This is a genomic window from Streptomyces sp. NBC_00483, assembly GCF_036013745.1.
Taxonomy (GTDB): Bacteria; Actinomycetota; Actinomycetes; order Streptomycetales; family Streptomycetaceae; genus Streptomyces.
On record NZ_CP107880.1, the window covers coordinates 1,396,401 to 1,415,471 of the forward strand.

The following is a 19,071-nucleotide window of genomic DNA, read 5'->3' on the forward strand; positions in this document are numbered from 1 at the left end:
CGTCGTCCGACGGAGCGGGTAGCCGGAACCTCTTCCCTCCTTACGGAGGATGCATGGAATCAGCCGCGCAGAAAGCGCAGCACGGCCATCACGCGCCGGTGCTCGGCCGGGTCCGACTCCAGGCCCAGCTTGGCGAAGACGTTGCGGACATGGGTCTCGACCGTCTTGCCGCCGATGACCAGCTTGTTCGCTATGGCTTCGTTGGAGCGCCCCTCGGCCATCAGCGCGAGCACATCGCGCTCGCGGCCGGTGAGTTCGTCGAGCGGCCCTGCGGGACGCGGCGCGTCCATGAGGCGGGCCACCACCAGCGGATCGACGACGGTCTCCCCCGCAGCCACCCGCTTCAGCGCCCCGCTCAGCTCCTCGGCGTCGGCGACGCGCTCCTTGAGGAGGTAGCCGAAGCCCTCCGGCCGCCGGGCGAGCGCCCGGACGCTCGCGGTCGTCTCCACGTACTGGGACAGCAGCAGCACACCGGTGTCGGGGTGTGCCGCGCGCACGGCCGCCGCCGCGACCAGGCCCTCGTCGGTATGGGTGGGCGGCATACGGATGTCGAGCAGCACGGCGTCCGGGGTGTGTTCGGCGACCAGGGCGAGCAGCGGCGCGGTGTCCGCGCACTCGGCGACCACGTCGACGCCCTCGTCGGTCAGCAGCCGTACGATCCCCAGCCGAAGGAGAGCCGAGTCCTCGGCGACGATCACGCGCACGGAAGCTCCGCCCTGATGATGGTTCCGCCCCCGGCGGGGCTGTGGATGTGCAGTACGCCGTCGACGGCCGCGAGCCGGTCCGCGAGGCCGCGCAGGCCGGTGCCGCGCGCGAGGTCGACGCCGCCGACACCGTCGTCGACGGTCTCCACGACGAGGCGTCCGTCGTGGTGCCGGGCCGAGACGCTGACGGCCCTGGCCCCCGCGTGCTTGGCCGCGTTGGTGAGGGCTTCGCAGACGGTGAAGTACGCGGTGGACTCGACGAGCGGGTCGTAGCGGCGGGGCTCGGCCGCGACGACGACCGGGAGTGCGGCCTGCTCGGCGAGCTCGCTCAGGGCGGCGGCGAGCCCTTCGCGGGTGAGGACGGCGGGGTGTATGCCGTGGGCGATGCCGCGCAGTTCCTCGATGGCGTGCCGCACGCCGGCCTCGGCCTCGTCGGCGGCCTCGCGCAGCGTCGGGTCCGGGTGGTCCTCGAGGCCCTTCTGCACGCGGCGTACGGACATCAGGGCGAAGACGAGGCGGGTCTGCGCGCCGTCGTGCAGATCGCGCTCCAGGCGGCCGCGCTCGGCGTCGGCGGCCTGCACGATGCGGGTGGCGACGTCCTTCGCGCGCGTGCGCAGCCAGACGTTCTCCAGGGCGAGACGCAGGGCGGCCGCCACGGACTCCAGGAGTTCGGGGTCCTCGGAGAGGGCCGGGTCGTGGTGGAGCAGGGCGAGCGGGCGGCCGTCGGAGGCGGCCACCGGGGTGCGCCCCGGCCCGTCCTTGCCGATCTCGCGGCGGGACCCGTCGACGTATCCGCCGCGCTCCTCGTCCCACAGGCCGAGCCGCAGCGTCGGGTCGCCGAGGACGCGGACCAGCGCCTCGCGCAGCCGCGCCGGGTCGGAGTCGGTGCCGATGTCGATGACGAGCCCGCTGACCTCGGCGCGCTGCAGGCGCATGCGCAGCAGTCCCGCAAGGAAGGCGAAGGGGACGGCGACCTGGGCGAGGTCGGACAGCAAGTAGACGGCCTGTTCGGGCACCGAGCCGACTCCGCCGAACCACGGCACTACGTAGAACAGCATGTCCCACATCAGGAACACGGTGGCGACGCCGATGCCGATCCAGGCGGGCAGCAGGGCGCGCCTGCGGGCCGCGGACGCGTTCCGCCAGCGCAGCACGATCGCGACGGCGGCGACGACCGAGAGCACCCAGCCCACCGCGTGATAGGCGGCGTCGAACGGGCCGAAGAGGCCGTCCCAGGCGGGCACGTGCAGCAGGTTCGGGCCGCAGTCGCGGCAGTCCAGGTACGTCGCCCCGGCCTGGGCCGCCGGGTCGAACAGGAGTGTGCGGACGAATCCGCCGACGGCGACGAGCCCGTACGCGAACTGCACCAGGCGGCGCGAGAGGACCGTGGTCAGGCGGCCTTCGGGGAACGACAGAATGAGGTGCAGGAGGATCGCCATGTTCAGCGCCTCCCACCAGGCACCGAAGGCGAAGAGGGCCGGGACGGCGGTGCCCTGGAGATTGCCGAAGAACCAGGTGATGCCTTCGAACACCATCAGGCGCCCGGTGTGGTTGGCGGGCCTGCGCCGCCAGGCGACGAGTCCGGCGACCACGAACGCCCAGCCGACCGCGAGGTCCCGTACGAGATCGCCCGCGGACGCGCCACTGCGCGCGTACGCCCACACTCCCGCGCCACCCGATACTGCGGCGAGGGCCGCGGCCCCGGTCAGGCGCAGCCGAACCGCCCGCTCACCCTGACTGTCCACGGCCACACGTTAAGGCATCCAGGGGTGGGTCGGGGAAATCGGGCGGGGCGTGCGGGCGCACTTGGGGTCACCGGGGGCTTTTGGGGTTACTGGGGCTCTTGGCCACCTGGTCCTGCGGCCCGCGGCTGACGCCCTCCTCGCCGCTCTCCCCGTCGGTGATCGTCCCGCCGCCTGCCGCGTCGCCGCTCACCGCGCCACTTGCGCTGCCACTCGCGCCGCCGCCCGCGCGGATCAGCTCAAGGACCCGGCTCCTGAGGGCCGTGAACCGGGCGTCTGCCCGGGTCGTCAACTGGTCGCGCTCTACGGGGAGTTCGACGGGTACGTCCTCCAGGACCACGGTCGGTGACGCGCTCAGGACCAGCACCCGCTCCCCCAGGTACACCGCCTCGTCGATGTCGTGCGTGATGAACAGGACCGTCATGTCGCGCTCCCGCCACAGCCCGCGCACCAGGTCCTCCAGGTCGGCGCGGGTCTGCGCGTCGACGGCCGCGAAGGGCTCGTCCATCAGGAGCACCTCCGGCTCGTACGCCAACGCGCGGGCGATGGCGACGCGTTGCTGCATGCCGCCGGACAGCTCCCACGGGTAGGCGCGGTGGACGCCCGCGAGGCCGACCGCTTCGAGGGATTCCGCGACCCGTGCGCGGCGGGCCGCCTTCGGCATCGATTTGCGCTGCCTGAGCGGGAGTTCGACGTTCTCGGCGACCCGCATCCACGGGAAGAGGCTGCGCCCGTACTCCTGGAAGACGACGGCGAGACCGGGGCGTGGGCCGGTGACGTGTACGCCGTCCAGCGTCACCGAGCCGCTGGTCGGCCGCAGCAGTCCGGCCACGCACTTCAGGAGCGTCGTCTTGCCACAGCCGGAGGGGCCGACGACGCACACCAGCTCGCCCGCATCGAGGCGGAACGTCAGGTCGCGCAGCGCCTCCACCTGCCGGCCCGAGCCCTCGTAGAGCTTGCGCAGTCCCATGACCTCAAGCACCGCCGCCTCCCGCCTTCCGCCGCGCCCCGCGCGATCCGTGGTACCAGCCGAGCGCCCGCCGTTCGACGAGCCGGAACAGCAGCGCGAGCACCACCCCGAGCAGGCCGAGGACGAGGATCCCGGTCCACATCTCCGGCACGGCGAAGGAGCGCTGGAACTCCACGACGGCGAAGCCGAGGCCGCTGCTGGAGGCGTACATCTCGCTGATGACCATGAGGATGACGCCGATCGACAGGGCCTGGCGCAGGCCCGCGAAGATCTGCGGGCTCGCGGCGGGGAGCACCAGGTGCCGCAGCCGGGCCGCTCCCCCGATGCCGTACGAGCGGGCCGTCTCGGCGGCGACCCGGTCCACGGAGCGCACGCCCGCGGTCGTGTTGAGCAGCACCGGCCAGACGCAACCCGAGGCGATCACGGCGATCTTCATGGTGTCGCCGATGCCCGCGAACAGCATGATCACAGGGACCAGGACCGGTGGCGGCACCGCACGCAGGAACTCCAGGGCGGGCTCGCACGCGGCGCGGGCACGGCGGGAGGAGCCGATGACGACACCGAGGGCGACGCCGACGACGCCCGCGACCGCGTATCCGGCGAGCAGGCGCAGCACGCTGGGCAGCACGTCGTCCTGGAGCCGCTCTGCCGTCCAGGTATCGTCGAAGCGGCCGAGGATCGTGCGCAGGGGCGGCGCGTAGAAGCTGGTGCTGGCGTCGGAGGCGAACCACCAGACGGCGACCAGGACGCAGGGCAGGGCCACGGCCAGGACGGCGGCGCGCAGGGCGCGGAGGGTGCGGCTCACGCCGGGCCCTCCGCCCGTACGGACTGGTGCCAGGACAGGGCGCGCCGTTCCACGAACCGCGCTCCAGTGTTGATCAATACGCCCAGGCAGCCGGCGACAAGGATCAATGCGTACATGTCCGGGACGGCCTGTGAACTCTGCGCAACATTGATCCGGTGTCCCAGGCCCGGTGCACCGATGACGAGTTCGACGGTGATGGCGAGGATCAACGCGACCGCGGCGGCGAGCCGTACGCCGGTCATCACGTACGGCAGGGCCGTCGGCCACACGACGTGCCGCACGCGCGCCCACGGGCCGAGGCCGAAAGCGCGCGCCGTGTCGTCGGCGACCGGGTCCACGTCCTGCACCCCGTACAGCACCTGCACGAGGACCTGCCAGAACGCGGCGTAGACGACGAGCAGCAGGACCGAGCGCAGCTCCGTGCCGTACAGGAGGATCGCGAGCGGGATGAGCGCGACGGACGGGATGGGGCGCAGGAACTCGACGGTGGACGCGGTGAGTTCACGCAGGTGCGGGACCGTGGCGATGACGAGGCCCGCGAGGATGCCGCCCGCGGTGGCGAGGGCGAGGCCGAGCGCCCAGCCGGTGAGGGTGTCGCCGAGCGCGGTCCAGAAGGCGGCGTCGGCGAGTTCGCCGCGCAGGGCGTTCAGGGTCGTCGTGAAGGGCGGTAGGAAGTCCGGGTCGACCAGGCCGAGGCGCGGCACCGCCTCCCACAGCGCCGCGCACACCAGCAGTCCGAGGAGCCCGGGCACCGCGGGGATCACGGCAGCGATCACGGCAGCAGCGCGTCGAGGTCGGGGGTCTTCTCGAACAGGCCGTCCTGCTCGCCGAGCTTTGCGAGGGTGTCGAGCGAGGGGCGGTTCCACTGCGCGGGCCAGGCCGGGAGCGTCACCTTGTCGAGGGTCGACTGCGGGATCTTCGTGTACGTGCTGATGATGTCGCGGACCTCGTCGGGGTGACCGTTGGCGTAGGTGAGGGACTTCTGGGTGGCGGCCTTGAACTTCTTGACGACGTCGGGGTGTTGATCCACGTATTGACTCGACGAGAAGTACATCGCGACCGTCAACTTGCGTGCCGTGTCGACGAAGTTGGAGGCGATCACGCGGCCGCCCTGCGCCTTGACGGTGGCAGTGGCCGGCTCCACGACCTGGGCGGCGTCGATCTGCCCCTTGTCGAGCGCGGCGGGCATCTGGTCGAAGGCGAGCTCGACGAACTTCACCTTGGAGGGGTCGCCGCCGTCCTTGCGGACCGATTCCCGGACCGTGGTGTCGTTGATGTTCTTGAGCGTGTTGACGGCGACCTTCTTGCCCTCAAGGTCCTTGGCGGACTTGATCGTGCTGTCCTTGTTGACGACGACGGCGCCGAAGTCCGCGTTCTGCTTGCCCGTGGAACCGACGCCGTTGACGACGACCTTGACGGGGACGCCCTTGGACTGGGCGACCATCAGCGAGGTGGAGTTCGAGAAGCCGAACTGGAACTGGCCGCTGACCACGCCCGGCACGATCGCCGCGCCGCCCTGCGCCATGGTCATGGACAGGCTGAGGCCCTGCTCCTTGTAGAAGCCCTTCTTCTGGCCGAGGTACAGGGGCGCGACGTCGACGATCGGGATGATGCCGATCTTGAGCTTCGTGGTGCCGGCGTCTCCGGTGGATTCGGACTTCGGGCTGTCGGAGCCGGAACCGCAGGCCGCGGTGGCGGCGAGGAGCATCGTGGCAGTGACAGCGGTGAGTGTGCGACGCGTGCAACGCATGGGTATCCCCCTGGGAGCCCTGGTGCTCAGCGGGAACGTAGAGCCCGCACCCTATGGGGTCAACTCCCCTTGTGGGCAAGGATGTTGGCACGATTCACAGCGCAACCTTTGGGTGCGTGGCGCGTCGCCCGCGAGGACGCCCGCGGGGGCACCTGATCCCGGTCGCCATCCCGGCCGCCATCCCGACTGTCGCGTTGCGATGGTGACTGATGAGACAGTCAGAGGCTCAATGGCCAGTGTTTCCCGTTGATTGAGGAGCATCGTGTTGAGTTCTTCTCAACATGCGGTTAGGGTCGTGCCCCGTGGAATCCAGCAACGAGGCAAGCCCTGCCGACACCGCCGCCCGCGTCCGTGAGGTCATCACGGCGGCCGGTGTCAGCCAGCGCGAGTTCGCGCGCCGCATCGTCATGGACCCGTCGAAGCTCTCCCGCTCCCTGAGCGGCACCCGCCGGTTCACGGTGGCCGAGCTGGCGCGGATCGCCGACGAGGCGCGCGTCGACCCGGGCTGGCTGCTCGGCGCGCGGCCGCAGGAGGCCGAGGCCGCGGCGCCCGTGCCCGCTTCCGTGGAGGGCGGGCGGCCCCTGCAGATCGTCCAGGAGACGGTCCGGCTGGTCGCCGAGCACGGGTTCCACGCGGTGCGGGTCTCCGACATCGCCCGCGCCTGCGCCACCAGTACCGCCGCGATCCACTACCACTTCCCCGGCCGCGCGGATCTCCTGGAGGCCGCGGTGCGCTGGTGCATGGACGAGGACACCGCGCGCCGCGCCACCCACCTCGCGGAGGCGGACGACGCGGCGGCGGAGCTGCGCCAGCTCATCGAGTTGCAGACGCCGCGCACGGAGCAGCAGCGGCGGCAGTGGAAGGTGTGGCTCGACCTGTGGGCCGAGGCGGCGCGGTCCACGACGGTGGGGCGGCTGCACACGGAGTACTACCGGCAGTGGCGGGAGACCGTGGCGGATGTCCTCCGTCGTGGGGTCGACCAGGGTGTGTTCCGGTCGTCCGTCGAGCCCGCCGCGGCGGCGTATGCGTTGACCGCGCTGATCGATGGGCTTGCCACGCAGGTGCTTTCGGTGAGTCGGGAGTCGTTCGGGTCGGCCGCCGATGCGATGCATGCGGCGTTGCTCTCGTACGTGGACGGCGTGATCACGAACCCGTAGTCGACGACTCGGGGCTCTGCCCCGGACCCCGCTGCTCAATCGCCGCAGGGGCTTCACTGTGGCCCACCCGCTTGATTTGCCCACCTGATCCAAATACCTGGGAGGTCCCCCTATGCCCACCGAAAACGTCATCATCACTGCCGCTCTCACCGGTGCCGGTGACACCGTGCGGCGGAGTCCGCACGTGCCCGTCACTCCGGAGCAGATCGCCAAGAACGCCGTCGAGGCGGCCGACGCGGGCGCTGCCGTCGTGCACATCCACGTACGGGACCCCGAGACCGGTGACCCCTCGCGCGACACGAAGCTGTACCGCGAGGTCGTCGAGCGGATCAAGGAGACCGGCACCGACGTCGTCATCAACCTGACCGCCGGCATGGGCGGCGACCTGGTCATCGACCCGGACGAGCCGCTCACCCACCTGCCCGGAACCGACCTCGTCAGCGGCCTCGACCGGCTGCCGCACGTCGAGGAGCTGCTGCCCGACATCTGCACGCTCGACTGCGGTTCGCTGAACTTCGGCGACGGCTCGAACCTGTACGTGTCGACGCCCGACATGCTGCGCCAAGGCGCCAAGCGCATCCAGGAGCTGGGCGTGCGGCCGGAGTTGGAGATCTTCGACACCGGCCAGCTGTGGTTCGCCAAGCAGCTGCTCGCGGAGGGTCTGCTCGACGACCCGACCGTGTTCCAGCTGTGCATGGGCATCCCGTGGGGCGCCCCGGCCGACCCGGGCGTGCTGCAGTCGATGGTCAACATGCTGCCGGAGGGCGCCCAGTTCGCCAGCTTCGCGCTCGGCCGCATGCAGATGCCGTGGGTGGCGCAGTCGATCCTGCTCGGCGGGCACGCCCGCGTCGGCCTGGAGGACAACCTCTACCTCGGCAAGGGCAACAAGGCGACCAACGCCCAGCTCGTGGAGCGCGCCGTGACCATCACGGAGTCCCTCGGCTCGCGCGTCGCGACGCCGGACGAGGCCCGCGCGCTGCTCGGCCTCAAGCCGCGTTCCTGAAATCTCCGCTCACGCAAGCAAGACACGTTCCTGAACTCCCCTCACACGCAAGTAAACTGACACCGCTTCACCGGAAGGCAACACCACCCTCATGACCTCCCCCCTCACCGCTCCCGAGGACGTCCGCCGGGTCGCGTGCGTCGGAGCCGGCGTCATCGGCGGCGGCTGGGTCGCCCACTTCCTGGCGCGCGGCTACGACGTCACGGCCTGGGACCCGGCCCCCGACGCCGAGCAGAAGCTGCGCCGCCTGGTCGACGCCGCCTGGCCCGCCCTCACCGAGATGGGTCTCGCCGACGGCGCCTCCCGCGACCGGCTCACCGTCACCCCGACCCTCGAAGAGGCCGTCGCCGACGCCGAGTTCGTGCAGGAGAGCGCCCCCGAGGACCTCGATCTCAAGCGCGATCTGCTGTCCCGGCTCGACGCGGCCGCTCCCGCCGGTGTCGTCATCGCCTCGTCGACCTCCGGCTACCCGATGACCGACATGCAGACCACGGCCGCGAACCCCGCGCGTCTGGTCGTCGGGCACCCGTTCAACCCGCCGTACCTGATCCCGCTCGTCGAGGTCGTCGGCGGCGAGAAGACCGACGCCGACGCCACCGCCTGGGCCTCCCGCTTCTACGAGGTGGCCGGCAAGTCGGTCATCACCATGGCCCGCGAGGTGCCCGGCTTCATCGCCAACCGCCTCCAGGAGGCCCTGTGGCGCGAGGCGCTGCACATGGTCGCCAACGGCGAGGCGACGGTGAAGGAGATCGACGACTCGATCACCGAGGGCCCCGGCCTGCGCTGGGCGTTCATGGGCCCGATGCTGACGTTCGCGCTCGCGGGCGGCGAGGGCGGCATGGCGCACATGCTCGACCACTTCGGCCCGTCCCTGAAGTCGCCGTGGACGCGCCTGGAGGCCCCGGAGCTCGACAAGCAGCTGTACGACTCCGTGGTCGCGGGCTGCGATGTCGCCGCGGACGGCCGTTCCATCGCCGACCTCGTCGCCGAGCGCGACCAGGGCGTCATCGACGTGCTGCGCGCGACGGGCCGCCTGAACGTCAACAAGAACGGGGAGGCCGACCCGCGATGAGCCCACTCCCCCTGCTGCACCGCACGGTCCGCCCCGAGTGGATCGACTACAACGGTCACATGAGCGAGGCGTTCTACGTCCTCGCCTTCGGTCACGCCACCGACGCCATGATGATCGAGACGGGCCTGGACTCGACGTACCGCGAGTCCACCCACTGCTCGCTCTACACGGTCGAGTCGCACATCCGCTATCTGCGTGACGTTCCCGAGGGCGCCCATCTCGCCATCCGTACGCGGGTGTTGGGGGCGGCGTCGAAGAAGGCGCGCTTCACGCACGAGATGTTCGTGGTCGACGACGAGGCGGGCGAGCCCGACCCGGACGCGGCCCCGGTGGCGACCACCGAGCTGCTCGCGATCCACGTCGACCAGGAGGCGGGCAAGGCGGCCGAGTTCCCGGCCGTGGTCCGCGACCGCTTCACCGAGCTGACGGAGCCCGCCCCGGAGTGGGCGGGCCGGTCGATCGCCGTCGTCTGACGGAGCGCCGACCACCTGACGTGCAGGGGCCCCGGACACCTCGTGTCCGGGGCCCTGCACGTGCGCTCATCCCTGCCGTAGTAGATGCATCGTTACTGACGCGGCGTCACCAGCGGTTCCTGCGGGGCCTCTTCCTCCTGGACGCCGAACCGGTCGTGCACCCTGCGCAGCGCTCGCGGCGCCCACCACGCGCGCTTGCCCATGAGCGCCATCGTCGCCGGTACGAGCAGCATCCTTACGATCGTCGCGTCGATCACGACCGCCAGGGTGAGGCCGAGGCCGATCTCCAGGATGGGCGCGAAGCCGCCCGTCATGAAGGCGCCGAAGACGACGGCGAGGAGCAGTGCCGCGCAGCTCACGACGCGGCCCGAGCGCCTCAGCCCGGTCACCACCGCTCCCTGCGCGTCCCCCGTGGTGCGCCACGACTCGCGCATCCGGGCGAGGATGAACAGTTCGTAGTCCATGGCGAGCCCGAAGGCGATGGCGATGATGAGCGGCGGCGCGGTCAGGCTGAGCGCGCCGAGGCCCTCTCCGCCGAGCCAGGACGCGGCGTGCCCGTCCTGGAACACGAGGACCACCACGCCGAGCGCGGCGCCGAGGCTGAGCAGGGTGGTGAGGATCGTCCGCAGCGGGATCAGCAGCGAGCCGGTGAACGCGAAGAGCAGCGCGAAGATGCCGACGAGGACGGTGAGCGCGGCCCAGGGGGCACGGTCGGCGAGCATCTGGCGGAAGTCGACGAGCCGGGCCGCGACGCCTGCCACGCTCACCGGATCGTCCCCGCGCAACGCCCGTACGTCCTGCACGAGTTGGGTCGCGGTGGCTCCGTCGATCGAGCCGGCCGGGGTGACGCGCAGCACGCGGGTGCCGTCGTCGAGGGTCCGGGTCTCCGACGACGCGACGCCGTCCAGCGCCTTCACGCGGGCCTCGAAGGCGAGGTCCGTGCCGGGGCGTGCCACGACGACGACCGGGTCGACGCCGACACCCGCCGGGTAGTGCTCCTGCATGGTGTCGTACAGCTGCCGCGCCTCGGTGGATGCGGGGAGTTGGCGGGCGTCACCGATGTCGATACGGAGGTTCGATACGGGCAGCGCGAGCGTGAGCAGGGCGAGGACGCTCACCGTCGTCACCGCGATGGGGCGGCGGGCCGCGAACAGGGCGAGGCGGGCGAAGACGCGGCCCTCCGTCCCGGGCGCGCGCGGCTTCGACGGGGCGATGCGCGCGCCGAACCGGGTGAGCAGCGCGGGCAGCAGGGTCAGCGCGGCGAGCATGTCGACGACCACGACGGCGGCCACGGCCAGGCCCATGCTGCGCAGGAACGGGCTCGGGAAGACGAGCAGTCCGCTGAGGCTGACGGCGACGGTGAGGCCGGAGAAGAGGATGGTGCGGCCCGCGCGTTCGACGGTGCGGTGCACGGCCTCGGTGACGTCCGCGCTCGTCCGGCGTTCCTCCCGGAAGCGCATCACCATCAGCAGCGCGTAGTCCACGGCGAGGCCGAGGCCGAGCATGGTCGTCACCTGGATCACGTAGACGGAGATCTCGGTGACCTGGCTGAAGCCGAACAGGGCGAGGAACGCGCCCGCCACGCCGCTGACCGCCACGAGCAGCGGCAGTCCGGCCGCGCGCAGCCCGCCGAATATCAGCAGGAGCAGCCCGAGCACGATCGGCAGGGATATCAACTCGGCGCGCTGGACGTCTTCTTGGGCTCGCTCGCCGAGCTGCTGCCCGAGCAGCGGGCCGCCGCTGACGTGCACGTCGGCGCCGTCGATCTCCTTGACCCGGTCGGCGACGGCATCGACGGTCTCCTCCTCCGCGTCGTCGTCGAGTCCGCCCTTCAGGTTGACGGGCACGATGAGCGCGCGGCCGTCGGCGGAGGCCAGGCCCTCGGTGGCGTACGGGTCGGGCACGGCGGCGACGCCGGGAATGCGGCGCAGGTCCGCGGCGGTCCGCTCGACCTGGCCGCGCAGTTCGGGGTCGGTGACGCGGCGCGCCTCGACGACGGCGCTGAGGGATTCGCCGCGCGGGTCGATGTCGTCGAGGAGTTCGGCGGTCCGGTCGGACTCGGTGCCCGGCACGTCCGGCACCGAGTCGGAGAGCCGGCCGAAGACGCCGGTGCCGAGCCCGAAACCGAGCACGATCAGGGCGAGCCAGGTGAGGATCACGGTACGGGGGCGGCGGGTCGCCGCCCGGGCGAGTGCGCTGAGCACGGCGCCTCCTCGGAGGGTTCCGATGGGACACCGTCAGCGTGGTCGCGCACAGAGGTGCGGCGGATCGCCGGGGCGGGCGGTTCCCGGCTCGCGCGTGGGAGGGAGTCGGGGCGCGCGGCATGGGTCGCACGGGTGAGTGACAGCCGCCGGGCGCGCCGGACATGCTGGCGCGCATGCCCGTCTCGCTGCACCACATCGTCATCGACGCCCACGATCTGCCCGCCCTGGCCCGCTTCTGGGCCGGGGCGTTGCGCTGGCGGATCCTGTCGGAGCGGGAGCGCGAGGTGGTGATCGGTCCGGACGAGGACGCGCCGGTCGGGATCTGCTTCATGCCGGTCACGGACCGCAAGGTGGTCAAGAACCGGCTGCACTTCGACCTGACCTGCGCCGCCGAGGACCGGGACTCCGAGATCGAGCGGCTCGTCGGGCTCGGGGCGCGCGGCGCGGACGTGGGGCAGAGCGGCGACGAGTCGTGGACGGTGCTGGCCGACCCGGAGGGCAACGAGTTCTGCGTGGTGCGCCCGAAGCGGACATTGATCGACTGAGCGTGCTCGCCCGGCTAACCAGGCTCCACGAGCCCCGACTCGTACGCGCAGATGACCGCCTGCACCCGGTCGCGCAGGTGCAGCTTGCTCAGGACGTTGCTGACGTGGGTCTTGACCGTGTGCTCGCTGACGTGGAGGGTCGCGGCGATCTCCGCGTTGGTGAGGCCGCGGGCGAGGTGGCGCAGAGTCTCCAGCTCGCGGGCGGTGAGGGCCGAAAGGGTGGGCGTATCACGGGAGTTGGGCCTGCGGCGTGCGACGTCGGCGACGAGGCGGCGGGTCACGGACGGGGCGAGCAGGGAGTCGCCCGCCGCGACGACGCGGACCGCGTGCACGAGGTCGTCGCGGCGTACGTCCTTCAGCAGGAACCCGGACGCGCCCGCGTACAGCGCCTCGTAGACGTACTCGTCCAGGTCGAACGTGGTCAGCATGACGACGCGGCAGCTGGACTGTTCGCAGACGCGGCGGGCCGCTTCGATGCCGTCCATGTGCGGCATGCGGATGTCGAGCAGGAGGACGTCCGGGGCGTGGCGGCGCACGGCGGTGACGGCCTCCGCGCCGTCGGCCGCTTCGGCGACCACCTCGATGTCGGGCTGCGCGTCGAGGATCATGGTGAAGCCGCTGCGCACCAGCTCCTGGTCGTCGGCAACCACGACGCGGATGCTCATGGCGCGTGTTCGGCCGCGGGGCGGCGCGCGGCGGGCAGTCGGACGGTGACCCGGAATCCGCCGCGCGGGCCCGGGCCGCTGTGCGCGCTGCCGCCGCAGGCCGCGGCGCGCTCCTCGATGCCGACGAGTCCGCGCCCGCCACCGGCTCCCGGTGTGTCGGGTCCGGTTCCGTCGTCCGTCACGGTGATCGCCAACTCCGCGTCCCCCCAGTCGAGTTGTACGTCCGCCCGGGCAGCGTACGCGTGCTTGACGGTGTTGGTCAGGGCCTCCTGGACGATCCGGTACGCGGCGGTCTCCGTTTCGGGGGCGAGGGGGCGTGGGTGGCCCGTGCTGCGCAGAGTGACGGCGACTTCGGTGGTCTCGGACACCTGGCGGATCAGGCCGGGGAGGCGGGCGACGCCGGGGGTGGGCGCGACGGCGGGGTCACCGACGCCGCGCGCACTGTTGCCGTGGCCGGTCAACACGCCCAGGATCAGGCGGAGTTGCTGCATGGCCTCACGCCCGGCGCCCGCGATCGCGTCGAACGCCGCCTCCGCACGCGCCGGGTCGCTGCGCACCACGACGGGGCCCGCCTCGGCCTGCACGACCATCAGGCTGACGGCGTGGCCGACCACGTCGTGCATGTCCCGGGCGATCCGGGCGCGTTCGCTGGTCACCGCGCGGGCCCGGTCGACCTCGCGCTCCCGCTCCACGGCACGGGCACGCTCCTCCAGTGCGGTGGTGTACGCGCGCTGAGTGCGGGCCAGCACCCCGAACCCGTAGGCGCTCAGGAGGCTGAGCAGGTGGAAGGCGTACTCGAAGGGCTCGGCGTGCTCCTTCATGGACATCGTCGCCGACGCCCCGATCAGCCAGCCGACGAGCATGACGCGGCGCGGCACCGGTTCCGCGTACGCGGCGAGCGTGTAGAGCAGGACGAGTCCGCCGTACACGACGTCGGGCGGCGGCGCGTGGTACAGCGCCATGGCCGGGGTGGCGACGGTCACGACGACCGCGCACAGGAGCGGTGCGCGCCGCCGCCAGATCAGCGGCACCGCCGTGCCCGCGCCCAGCAGGAAGCCCTGCCAGGACAGCGGGTCGCCGTCCTCGTCGGGGAAGAGGAACTGCAGGGACACGGCGAACAGGACGAGGGCGGCCAGCGCCCCGTCGACGACGTACGGGCTGGTGCGGCGCGGCAGACGCATGGTGCGGCTCCTCGTGGCCTGGTCCCTGTGCAGAGTCTTCGCGGGGTGCTCTGCGGGGCCAGTATCGAGGGGCGGCCCGCCCAACACCTCGCCGGTGAGAGGGATTTCGGGCCGCCCGCACCGGTTTCCTAGAAGGGGCGGTCCCCCGCGATGGCGACGCGTTCGGCGACCCGGCGGGCGTCGCCGTAGTCGGCCACCGCGTAGTGCTGGGTGGCGCGGTTGTCCCAGAACGCGATGTCGCCCGGCTGCCAGTGGAACCGCACCTGGAACTCCGGCACATGGGCCTGCTGGTACAGCAGTCGCAGCAGCCGGTCGCTCTCGGCGCGCTCCATGCCGAGGATCCGGGTGGTGAAGGAGGTGTTCACGAAGAGCATGCGGCGCCCGGTCTCGGGGTGGCGGCGCACGACCGGGTGGGTGACCGGCGGGAACAACTCCTGCCACTGGGCGAGGCGTTCGGGACCGTAGAAGCGGCGGAAGCCGGGCAGGAAGTCGTGCTCGGCCTCGGCGCCCTCGATGCGCGCCTTCACCTCGTCGGAGAGGTTGTCGTACGCGGCCGCCATGTCGGCCCACATGGTGTCGCCGCCGAACGGCGGGACCTCGCGCAGCTGCAACACGGCGCCCAGGGCGGGGCGTTCGCGGAAGGTGACGTCGGTGTGCCACACGTTCTCGTAGCTCGGGACGCCGCCGGCACCCTTGTCGAAGCGGACGACGTCCTCGCTGTCACCACGCTCCAGGAGCGGATTGGTCTCCAACTCGCCCCAGTTACCGGCGAATTCGCGCTGGCGCTCGCTGGTCAGGTGCTGGCCGCGGAAGAACAGCACCTTCCATTCGAGCAGGGCCCGGTTCAGCTCCTCGCGCAGCTCAGGGGAGAGCGGCAGGCTCAGGTCGAGGCCGCTGATCTCGGCGCCGATGGTGGCGCCCTGCGGGGTGAGGTCGAACAGCTCGTAGGGGCGATCCTGCCAGCCGTCAGGGGTGCGGCGCAGAACGCGGCGCCCCTCGTAGAGGCCGTCGGCGGGGATGTGGGCGGGGCGCAGCGAGAGAGAAGGGGGCATTTCGGTCACGGACAAGGGGGGCCTCCACAGGCACGCAGTGACGAGGGAACGCGCTGAACGCGAGAGTGATCCGTACGTGCGGTACGTGGTGCGTGCGGTACGTAGTACGTGCGCGGCCGACGCCCTACGGGGCGGTGGCTTCTACAAGACGTACAGCAAGACCTACAGCACGGCGTACAACAAGACGCACGGGAGAGTTCGGCGAGGGGTCTACAAGCCCGCTACAAGCCGCTGCGCGCGCAACCACATCGGTCCGGCACGGGGGCCGTTCCGAGAGCGTGGGCGCGATGCATGAACATGTGCCCCATCCTGCGCCCCAGTTGATCATTCCGTCAAGTGCCGCGAGGCCGGCCCCGCGGAGAGCGGGACCGGCCTCGGCAGAGGTACCGGGCGTCAGGCGGTGGGCGCCGGGAACGTCGGGTACTCGACGCCGGAGACGTGCTGGACGACGCGGATCACCTGGCACGAGTAGCCGAACTCGTTGTCGTACCAGAGGTAGAGGATCGCGTTGTCGCCGTCGACCTTGGTCGCGCCCGCGTCGACGATCGAGGCGTGCCGGGACCCGAGGAAGTCGCTGGAGACCGCGTCGGGCGAGTCCGTGAAGTCGATCTGGCGGCGCAGCGGCGAGTTCAGCGAGACGTCGCGCAGGTGGTCGAGGACCTCTTCGCGGCTGGTCTCGCGGCCGAGCCGCAGGCTGAGGATCGCGATCGAGACGTCCGGGACGGGGACGCGGATCGAGGAGCCGGTGATCGGCGCCTTGAGGTCCGGCAGGGCCTTCGCGACGGCGGAGGCGGCGCCGGTCTCCGTGATGACCATGTTGAGCGGCGCGGACCGGCCGCGACGGTCGGCCTTGTGGTAGTTGTCCAGCAGGTTCTGGTCATTCGTGAACGAGTGGACGGTCTCCACGTGACCGCGCTCCACCCCGTACTCGTCGGCCATCGCCTTGAGCGGCGGCACGATCGCGTTCGTGGTGCAGGAGGCGCAGGACAGGATCTGCTCGTCCGGCTTGATCGTGTCGTGGTTGACGCCGTGCACGATGTTCGGCACGTCACCCTTGCCGGGCGCGGTGAGCACGACCTTGTCGATGCCGGGCCGCAGGTGCGTGGAGAGGCCCTCGCGGTCGCGCCACTTGCCGGTGTTGTCGATCAGGATGGCGTCCTTGATGCCGTACGCCGTGTAGTCGACCTCGGACGGGTCGTTGGCGTAGATCACCTTGATCGCGTTGCCGTTGGCGTTGATCGTGCTGTTCGCCTCGTCAACGGTGATCGTGCCCTGGAACTGGCCGTGGATCGAGTCGCGACGCAGCAGCGAGGCCCGCTTCACGAGGTCCTGCTCACCGCCGCCGCGCACGACGATGGCGCGCAGGCGCAGACCGTTTCCGGATCCCGCCTTCTCGATGAGCAGGCGGGCGACGAGGCGGCCGATGCGGCCGAAGCCGTAGAGGACGACGTCGCGACCCTCACCGCGCTCCAGCTTCAGGGCGCCGGTCGCGCCGGCGACGGCCTCGGCGGTGAACTCCTCGACGCTCAAGCCCCGGTCGTCGGTCTTGTACGTCATCGCGAGGATGCCGAGGTCGATCTGGGAGGGCCCCAGGTCGAGGTCGGCGAGGGCCCTCAGGAAGGGCATCGTCTCGGTGACCGAGAGCTCCTCGCCGGCGATCTGGCGGGCGAATCGGTGGGCCTTCAGCAGGCTGACCACCGACTTGTTCACCAAGGAGCGGCTGTGCAGCAGGACGTTCACGTCCCGCTCGCGGTGCAGCTTCCCGATGATCGGGATCATTGCCTCCGCGGTCTCCTCACGGTGCTTCCAGTTGGTGAACGAGTCGTCGTTGACAGTCACGTGCGTCTCTTTCGAGCTAGGCGGCGCTCATATGCTAACCCGCCCGCTCGGCTGTCATTTCAGGGGGCCGAGCCCCAGCTCGGCGAAGCGTTCGCCGATGCGGCGGTGGGCGGCCGCATCGGGGTGGACGGCGTCCGGCAGCGGGAGTTCCTCGTGGTCGGCCTCGCCGTACAGTTCGCGGCCGTCGAGGTAGTACAGGTGCGGGTCGTCGGCGGCGCGCTGGGCGACGATGCGGGCGAGTTCGGCACGGATGGTTTCGAGGGTGAGCCTGCCCTGGGCCACCTCCGCCGGGTCGCCGGTGGCCTTGAAGCGCATCTGCCCCTCGGCGACGGAGCTGAAGTCGGGCATGAGCGGGCCGGGCGTCTCCTCGTGGATCGGGCACAGGATCGGCGAGACGACGAGGAGCGGGGTGGTCGGGTGCCCCTCACGGATGGTGTCGAGGAAGCCGTGCACGGCGGGGGTGAAGGCCCGCATCCGCATCAGGTCGGCATTGACGAGGTTGATCCCCATCTTGACGCTGATCATGTCGGCCGGGGTGTCCCGCAGGGCGCGCGCGGTGAACGGGTCGAGCAGGGCGCCGCCGCCGAAGCCCAGGTTGACCAGGTCGACGCCGCCGAGGGAGGCGGCGAGCACGGGCCAGGTCGTGGTCGGGCTCGCGGCGTCGGAGCCGTGACTGATCGAGCTGCCGTGGTGCAGCCACACCTTGCGGCCGGACTCCCCGAGGGGCGCGGTGGGCTCCACGGGCGCGTCCGTGCGCAGGGCGACGAGCTCGGTGGTCTCGTTGTGCGGCAGCCAGATCTCAACGGTCTTGAGGGCGTCTGGCAGACCCGCGAAACGGAGCGTGCCCGGCTCCCCCGGCGTGTGCTCGAAGGTGCCCGCACCCATGTCGATGGTCAGGGTGTCGCCGCCTGCCACGCTCCCCTGCCCGGCGAGCTGCCCGTCCACGAGCAGGTCGTAGAGGCCGTCGGGGCGCGGCGGCACGCCTACGTAGACGCGCTTGGTCGGCACCGCGTCGAGTTCGACGACGGTGGCGCGGGTACGGAAGGCGAGGCGGACACCGGAGGGCTGCGACTCGGCCATGGCCAGCTGGCCGTCCGTGTTCTGGGCGCGGACCCAGGCGGGGAGGCGGTGCGGGAGGAGACCGCGGGCGGTGCGCTCAATGTCGATCGCACCGTGGACGAGGTCGTCCGTCAGCGGTGTGGTGGTCAACTCAGTCAACTCATGGTCGGGATTCGGGGTGCTCATGGTGGCGTCAATCTGTTGATCAAGGATGTGGATGACTCGCCGTGCAGGTCGCGCGGCGGGCGGGCGCCGGTTCACGCCTGCGCGGGCCAGTTGCGAAGCAGCGCGTCGAGCGCGTCCAGGCTGCGCGCCCAGCTCTCGCCCGAGTCGGGTGCGCTGTGACTGAACCCGCCGGCCAGTTCGAGGCTGACGTAGCCGTGGAAGACGCTGCCCAGGAGCCGGACGGCGTGGGTCTGGTCCGGTTCGGTGAGGTCGTAGCCGCGCAGCACGGCCCGCGTCATCTGCGCGTGCCGCACGCCCGCGCTCGCCGCCGCCGTCTCCGGGTCGAGCCGGTACTGGGCGGAGGCGTAGCGGCCCGGGTGCGCGCGGGCGTAGTCGCGGTAGACGTTGGCGAGAGCGGTGAGCGCGTCCTTGCCGGACCGCCCCGCGAGAGCGTCGGCGGCCCGGTCGGCCAGCTCTTGCAGGGCGATCAGGGCGATCCGCGTCTTCAGGTCGTGCGAGTTCTTGACGTGCGAGTACAGGCTCGCGACCTTGACGTCGAACTGCCGGGCGAGGGCCGAGACGGTCACATGCTCGAAGCCGACCTCGTCCGCGAGCTCGGCACCGGCCCGGGCCAGCCGCTCCGCGGTCAATCCGGCACGCGCCATGACCGAACGCCCTCTCCCTC

The 19,071-nt window shown here is 71.4% G+C and carries 18 protein-coding genes; 5 read left to right on the plus strand and 13 right to left on the minus strand.

Annotated elements, in window-relative coordinates:
* Positions 1–59: 59 nt before the first annotated feature.
* The 6 genes from OHA73_RS05910 to OHA73_RS05935 all read right to left on the minus strand — a co-directional run bounded on the left by OHA73_RS05910 (position 60) and on the right by OHA73_RS05935 (position 5,971).
* Entirely contained in the window at positions 60–698 is a 639-nt protein-coding gene (locus OHA73_RS05910; RefSeq protein WP_266719108.1) for a LuxR C-terminal-related transcriptional regulator, read from the minus strand.
* Positions 695–2,449 (minus strand): sensor histidine kinase, encoded by a 1,755-nt coding sequence (locus tag OHA73_RS05915; RefSeq protein WP_267071815.1) that lies wholly within the window; start codon positions 2,447–2,449, stop codon positions 695–697. Before OHA73_RS05915 ends, OHA73_RS05910 begins: the two co-directional genes overlap by 4 nt.
* 67 nt (positions 2,450–2,516) lie before the next feature.
* Positions 2,517–3,416 (minus strand): ABC transporter ATP-binding protein, encoded by a 900-nt coding sequence (locus OHA73_RS05920; RefSeq protein WP_327658413.1) that lies wholly within the window; start codon positions 3,414–3,416, stop codon positions 2,517–2,519.
* Between the two features lie 4 nt (positions 3,417–3,420).
* On the minus strand, positions 3,421–4,221 hold the full coding sequence (locus OHA73_RS05925) for an ABC transporter permease (RefSeq protein WP_266716680.1): 801 nt from the start codon (positions 4,219–4,221) through the stop codon (positions 3,421–3,423).
* Positions 4,218–4,997, minus strand: coding sequence for an ABC transporter permease (locus OHA73_RS05930; protein ID WP_327654390.1), 780 nt, complete (start codon positions 4,995–4,997; stop codon positions 4,218–4,220). The genes OHA73_RS05925 and OHA73_RS05930 overlap by 4 nt, the downstream gene beginning before the upstream one ends.
* Positions 4,994–5,971, minus strand: coding sequence for an ABC transporter substrate-binding protein (locus tag OHA73_RS05935; RefSeq protein ID WP_327654391.1), 978 nt, complete (start codon positions 5,969–5,971; stop codon positions 4,994–4,996). Before OHA73_RS05935 ends, OHA73_RS05930 begins: the two co-directional genes overlap by 4 nt.
* A 302-nt stretch (positions 5,972–6,273) precedes the next feature.
* Here OHA73_RS05935 and OHA73_RS05940 point away from each other — a divergent pair, with 302 nt between their 5' ends.
* The 4 genes from OHA73_RS05940 (at position 6,274) to OHA73_RS05955 (ending at position 9,676) form a co-directional block, all read left to right on the plus strand.
* Entirely contained in the window at positions 6,274–7,128 is an 855-nt protein-coding gene (locus OHA73_RS05940; RefSeq protein ID WP_266716675.1) for a TetR/AcrR family transcriptional regulator, read from the plus strand.
* Positions 7,129–7,240: 112 nt separating this feature from the next.
* Positions 7,241–8,131, plus strand: coding sequence for a 3-keto-5-aminohexanoate cleavage protein (locus OHA73_RS05945; protein ID WP_266716674.1), 891 nt, complete (start codon positions 7,241–7,243; stop codon positions 8,129–8,131).
* A 91-nt stretch (positions 8,132–8,222) separates the two neighbouring features.
* Positions 8,223–9,203: a 3-hydroxyacyl-CoA dehydrogenase NAD-binding domain-containing protein gene (locus OHA73_RS05950; RefSeq protein ID WP_267071811.1), complete on the plus strand. Its 981-nt coding sequence runs from the start codon at positions 8,223–8,225 to the stop codon at positions 9,201–9,203.
* Complete coding sequence (locus OHA73_RS05955; RefSeq protein ID WP_266716670.1) at positions 9,200–9,676, plus strand: thioesterase family protein; 477 nt, start codon at positions 9,200–9,202, stop codon at positions 9,674–9,676. The genes OHA73_RS05950 and OHA73_RS05955 overlap by 4 nt, the downstream gene beginning before the upstream one ends.
* A gap of 92 nt (positions 9,677–9,768) precedes the next feature.
* Here OHA73_RS05955 and OHA73_RS05960 read toward each other — a convergent pair whose 3' ends face one another.
* Positions 9,769–11,880 carry an MMPL family transporter gene (locus OHA73_RS05960; protein WP_327654392.1) on the minus strand — a complete coding sequence of 704 codons (2,112 nt, stop codon included), beginning with the start codon at positions 11,878–11,880 and terminating at the stop codon, positions 9,769–9,771.
* Positions 11,881–12,053: 173 nt separating this feature from the next.
* Here OHA73_RS05960 and OHA73_RS05965 point away from each other — a divergent pair, with 173 nt between their 5' ends.
* The gene (locus OHA73_RS05965) at positions 12,054–12,425 is read left to right on the plus strand and encodes a VOC family protein (RefSeq protein ID WP_327654393.1); all 372 of its coding nucleotides are present in this window, start codon (positions 12,054–12,056) and stop codon (positions 12,423–12,425) included.
* A gap of 14 nt (positions 12,426–12,439) precedes the next feature.
* Here OHA73_RS05965 and OHA73_RS05970 read toward each other — a convergent pair whose 3' ends face one another.
* The 6 genes from OHA73_RS05970 to OHA73_RS05995 all read right to left on the minus strand — a co-directional run bounded on the left by OHA73_RS05970 (position 12,440) and on the right by OHA73_RS05995 (position 19,051).
* Positions 12,440–13,090 carry a response regulator transcription factor gene (locus OHA73_RS05970; protein WP_327654394.1) on the minus strand — a complete coding sequence of 217 codons (651 nt, stop codon included), beginning with the start codon at positions 13,088–13,090 and terminating at the stop codon, positions 12,440–12,442.
* Positions 13,087–14,271, minus strand: a complete 1,185-nt coding sequence (locus OHA73_RS05975) for a sensor histidine kinase (RefSeq protein WP_327654395.1) — start codon at positions 14,269–14,271, stop codon at positions 13,087–13,089. Before OHA73_RS05975 ends, OHA73_RS05970 begins: the two co-directional genes overlap by 4 nt.
* Positions 14,272–14,399: 128 nt before the next feature.
* The gene (locus tag OHA73_RS05980) at positions 14,400–15,323 is read right to left on the minus strand and encodes a TauD/TfdA dioxygenase family protein (RefSeq protein WP_327658414.1); all 924 of its coding nucleotides are present in this window, start codon (positions 15,321–15,323) and stop codon (positions 14,400–14,402) included.
* Positions 15,324–15,716: 393 nt separating this feature from the next.
* Positions 15,717–17,162 carry a glyceraldehyde-3-phosphate dehydrogenase gene (locus tag OHA73_RS05985; RefSeq protein ID WP_327654396.1) on the minus strand — a complete coding sequence of 482 codons (1,446 nt, stop codon included), beginning with the start codon at positions 17,160–17,162 and terminating at the stop codon, positions 15,717–15,719.
* Between the two features lie 54 nt (positions 17,163–17,216).
* The gene (locus OHA73_RS05990; RefSeq protein ID WP_327654397.1) at positions 17,217–18,407 is read right to left on the minus strand and encodes a GDSL-type esterase/lipase family protein; all 1,191 of its coding nucleotides are present in this window, start codon (positions 18,405–18,407) and stop codon (positions 17,217–17,219) included.
* Positions 18,408–18,478: 71 nt separating this feature from the next.
* Positions 18,479–19,051, minus strand: coding sequence for a TetR/AcrR family transcriptional regulator (locus OHA73_RS05995; RefSeq protein WP_327654398.1), 573 nt, complete (start codon positions 19,049–19,051; stop codon positions 18,479–18,481).
* Positions 19,052–19,071 lie beyond the last annotated feature (20 nt).

Excerpts from the sequence above, each read along its gene's own strand:
- OHA73_RS05970 (WP_327654394.1), bottom strand. The coding sequence starts at position 13,090 with ATGAGCATCCGCGTCGTGGTTGCCGACGACCAGGAGCTGGTGCGCAGC.
- OHA73_RS05945 (WP_266716674.1), top strand. The coding sequence starts at position 7,241 with ATGCCCACCGAAAACGTCATCATCACTGCCGCTCTCACCGGTGCCGGT.
- OHA73_RS05995 (WP_327654398.1), bottom strand. The coding sequence starts at position 19,051 with ATGGCGCGTGCCGGATTGACCGCGGAGCGGCTGGCCCGGGCCGGTGCC.
- OHA73_RS05965 (WP_327654393.1), top strand. The coding sequence starts at position 12,054 with ATGCCCGTCTCGCTGCACCACATCGTCATCGACGCCCACGATCTGCCC.
- OHA73_RS05990 (WP_327654397.1), bottom strand. The coding sequence starts at position 18,407 with ATGAGCACCCCGAATCCCGACCATGAGTTGACTGAGTTGACCACCACA.
- OHA73_RS05980 (WP_327658414.1), bottom strand. The coding sequence starts at position 15,323 with ATGCCCCCTTCTCTCTCGCTGCGCCCCGCCCACATCCCCGCCGACGGC.
- OHA73_RS05920 (WP_327658413.1), bottom strand. The coding sequence starts at position 3,416 with ATGGGACTGCGCAAGCTCTACGAGGGCTCGGGCCGGCAGGTGGAGGCG.
- OHA73_RS05950 (WP_267071811.1), top strand. The coding sequence starts at position 8,223 with ATGACCTCCCCCCTCACCGCTCCCGAGGACGTCCGCCGGGTCGCGTGC.
- OHA73_RS05975 (WP_327654395.1), bottom strand. The coding sequence starts at position 14,271 with ATGCGTCTGCCGCGCCGCACCAGCCCGTACGTCGTCGACGGGGCGCTG.
- OHA73_RS05955 (WP_266716670.1), top strand. The coding sequence starts at position 9,200 with ATGAGCCCACTCCCCCTGCTGCACCGCACGGTCCGCCCCGAGTGGATC.
- OHA73_RS05935 (WP_327654391.1), bottom strand. The coding sequence starts at position 5,971 with ATGCGTTGCACGCGTCGCACACTCACCGCTGTCACTGCCACGATGCTC.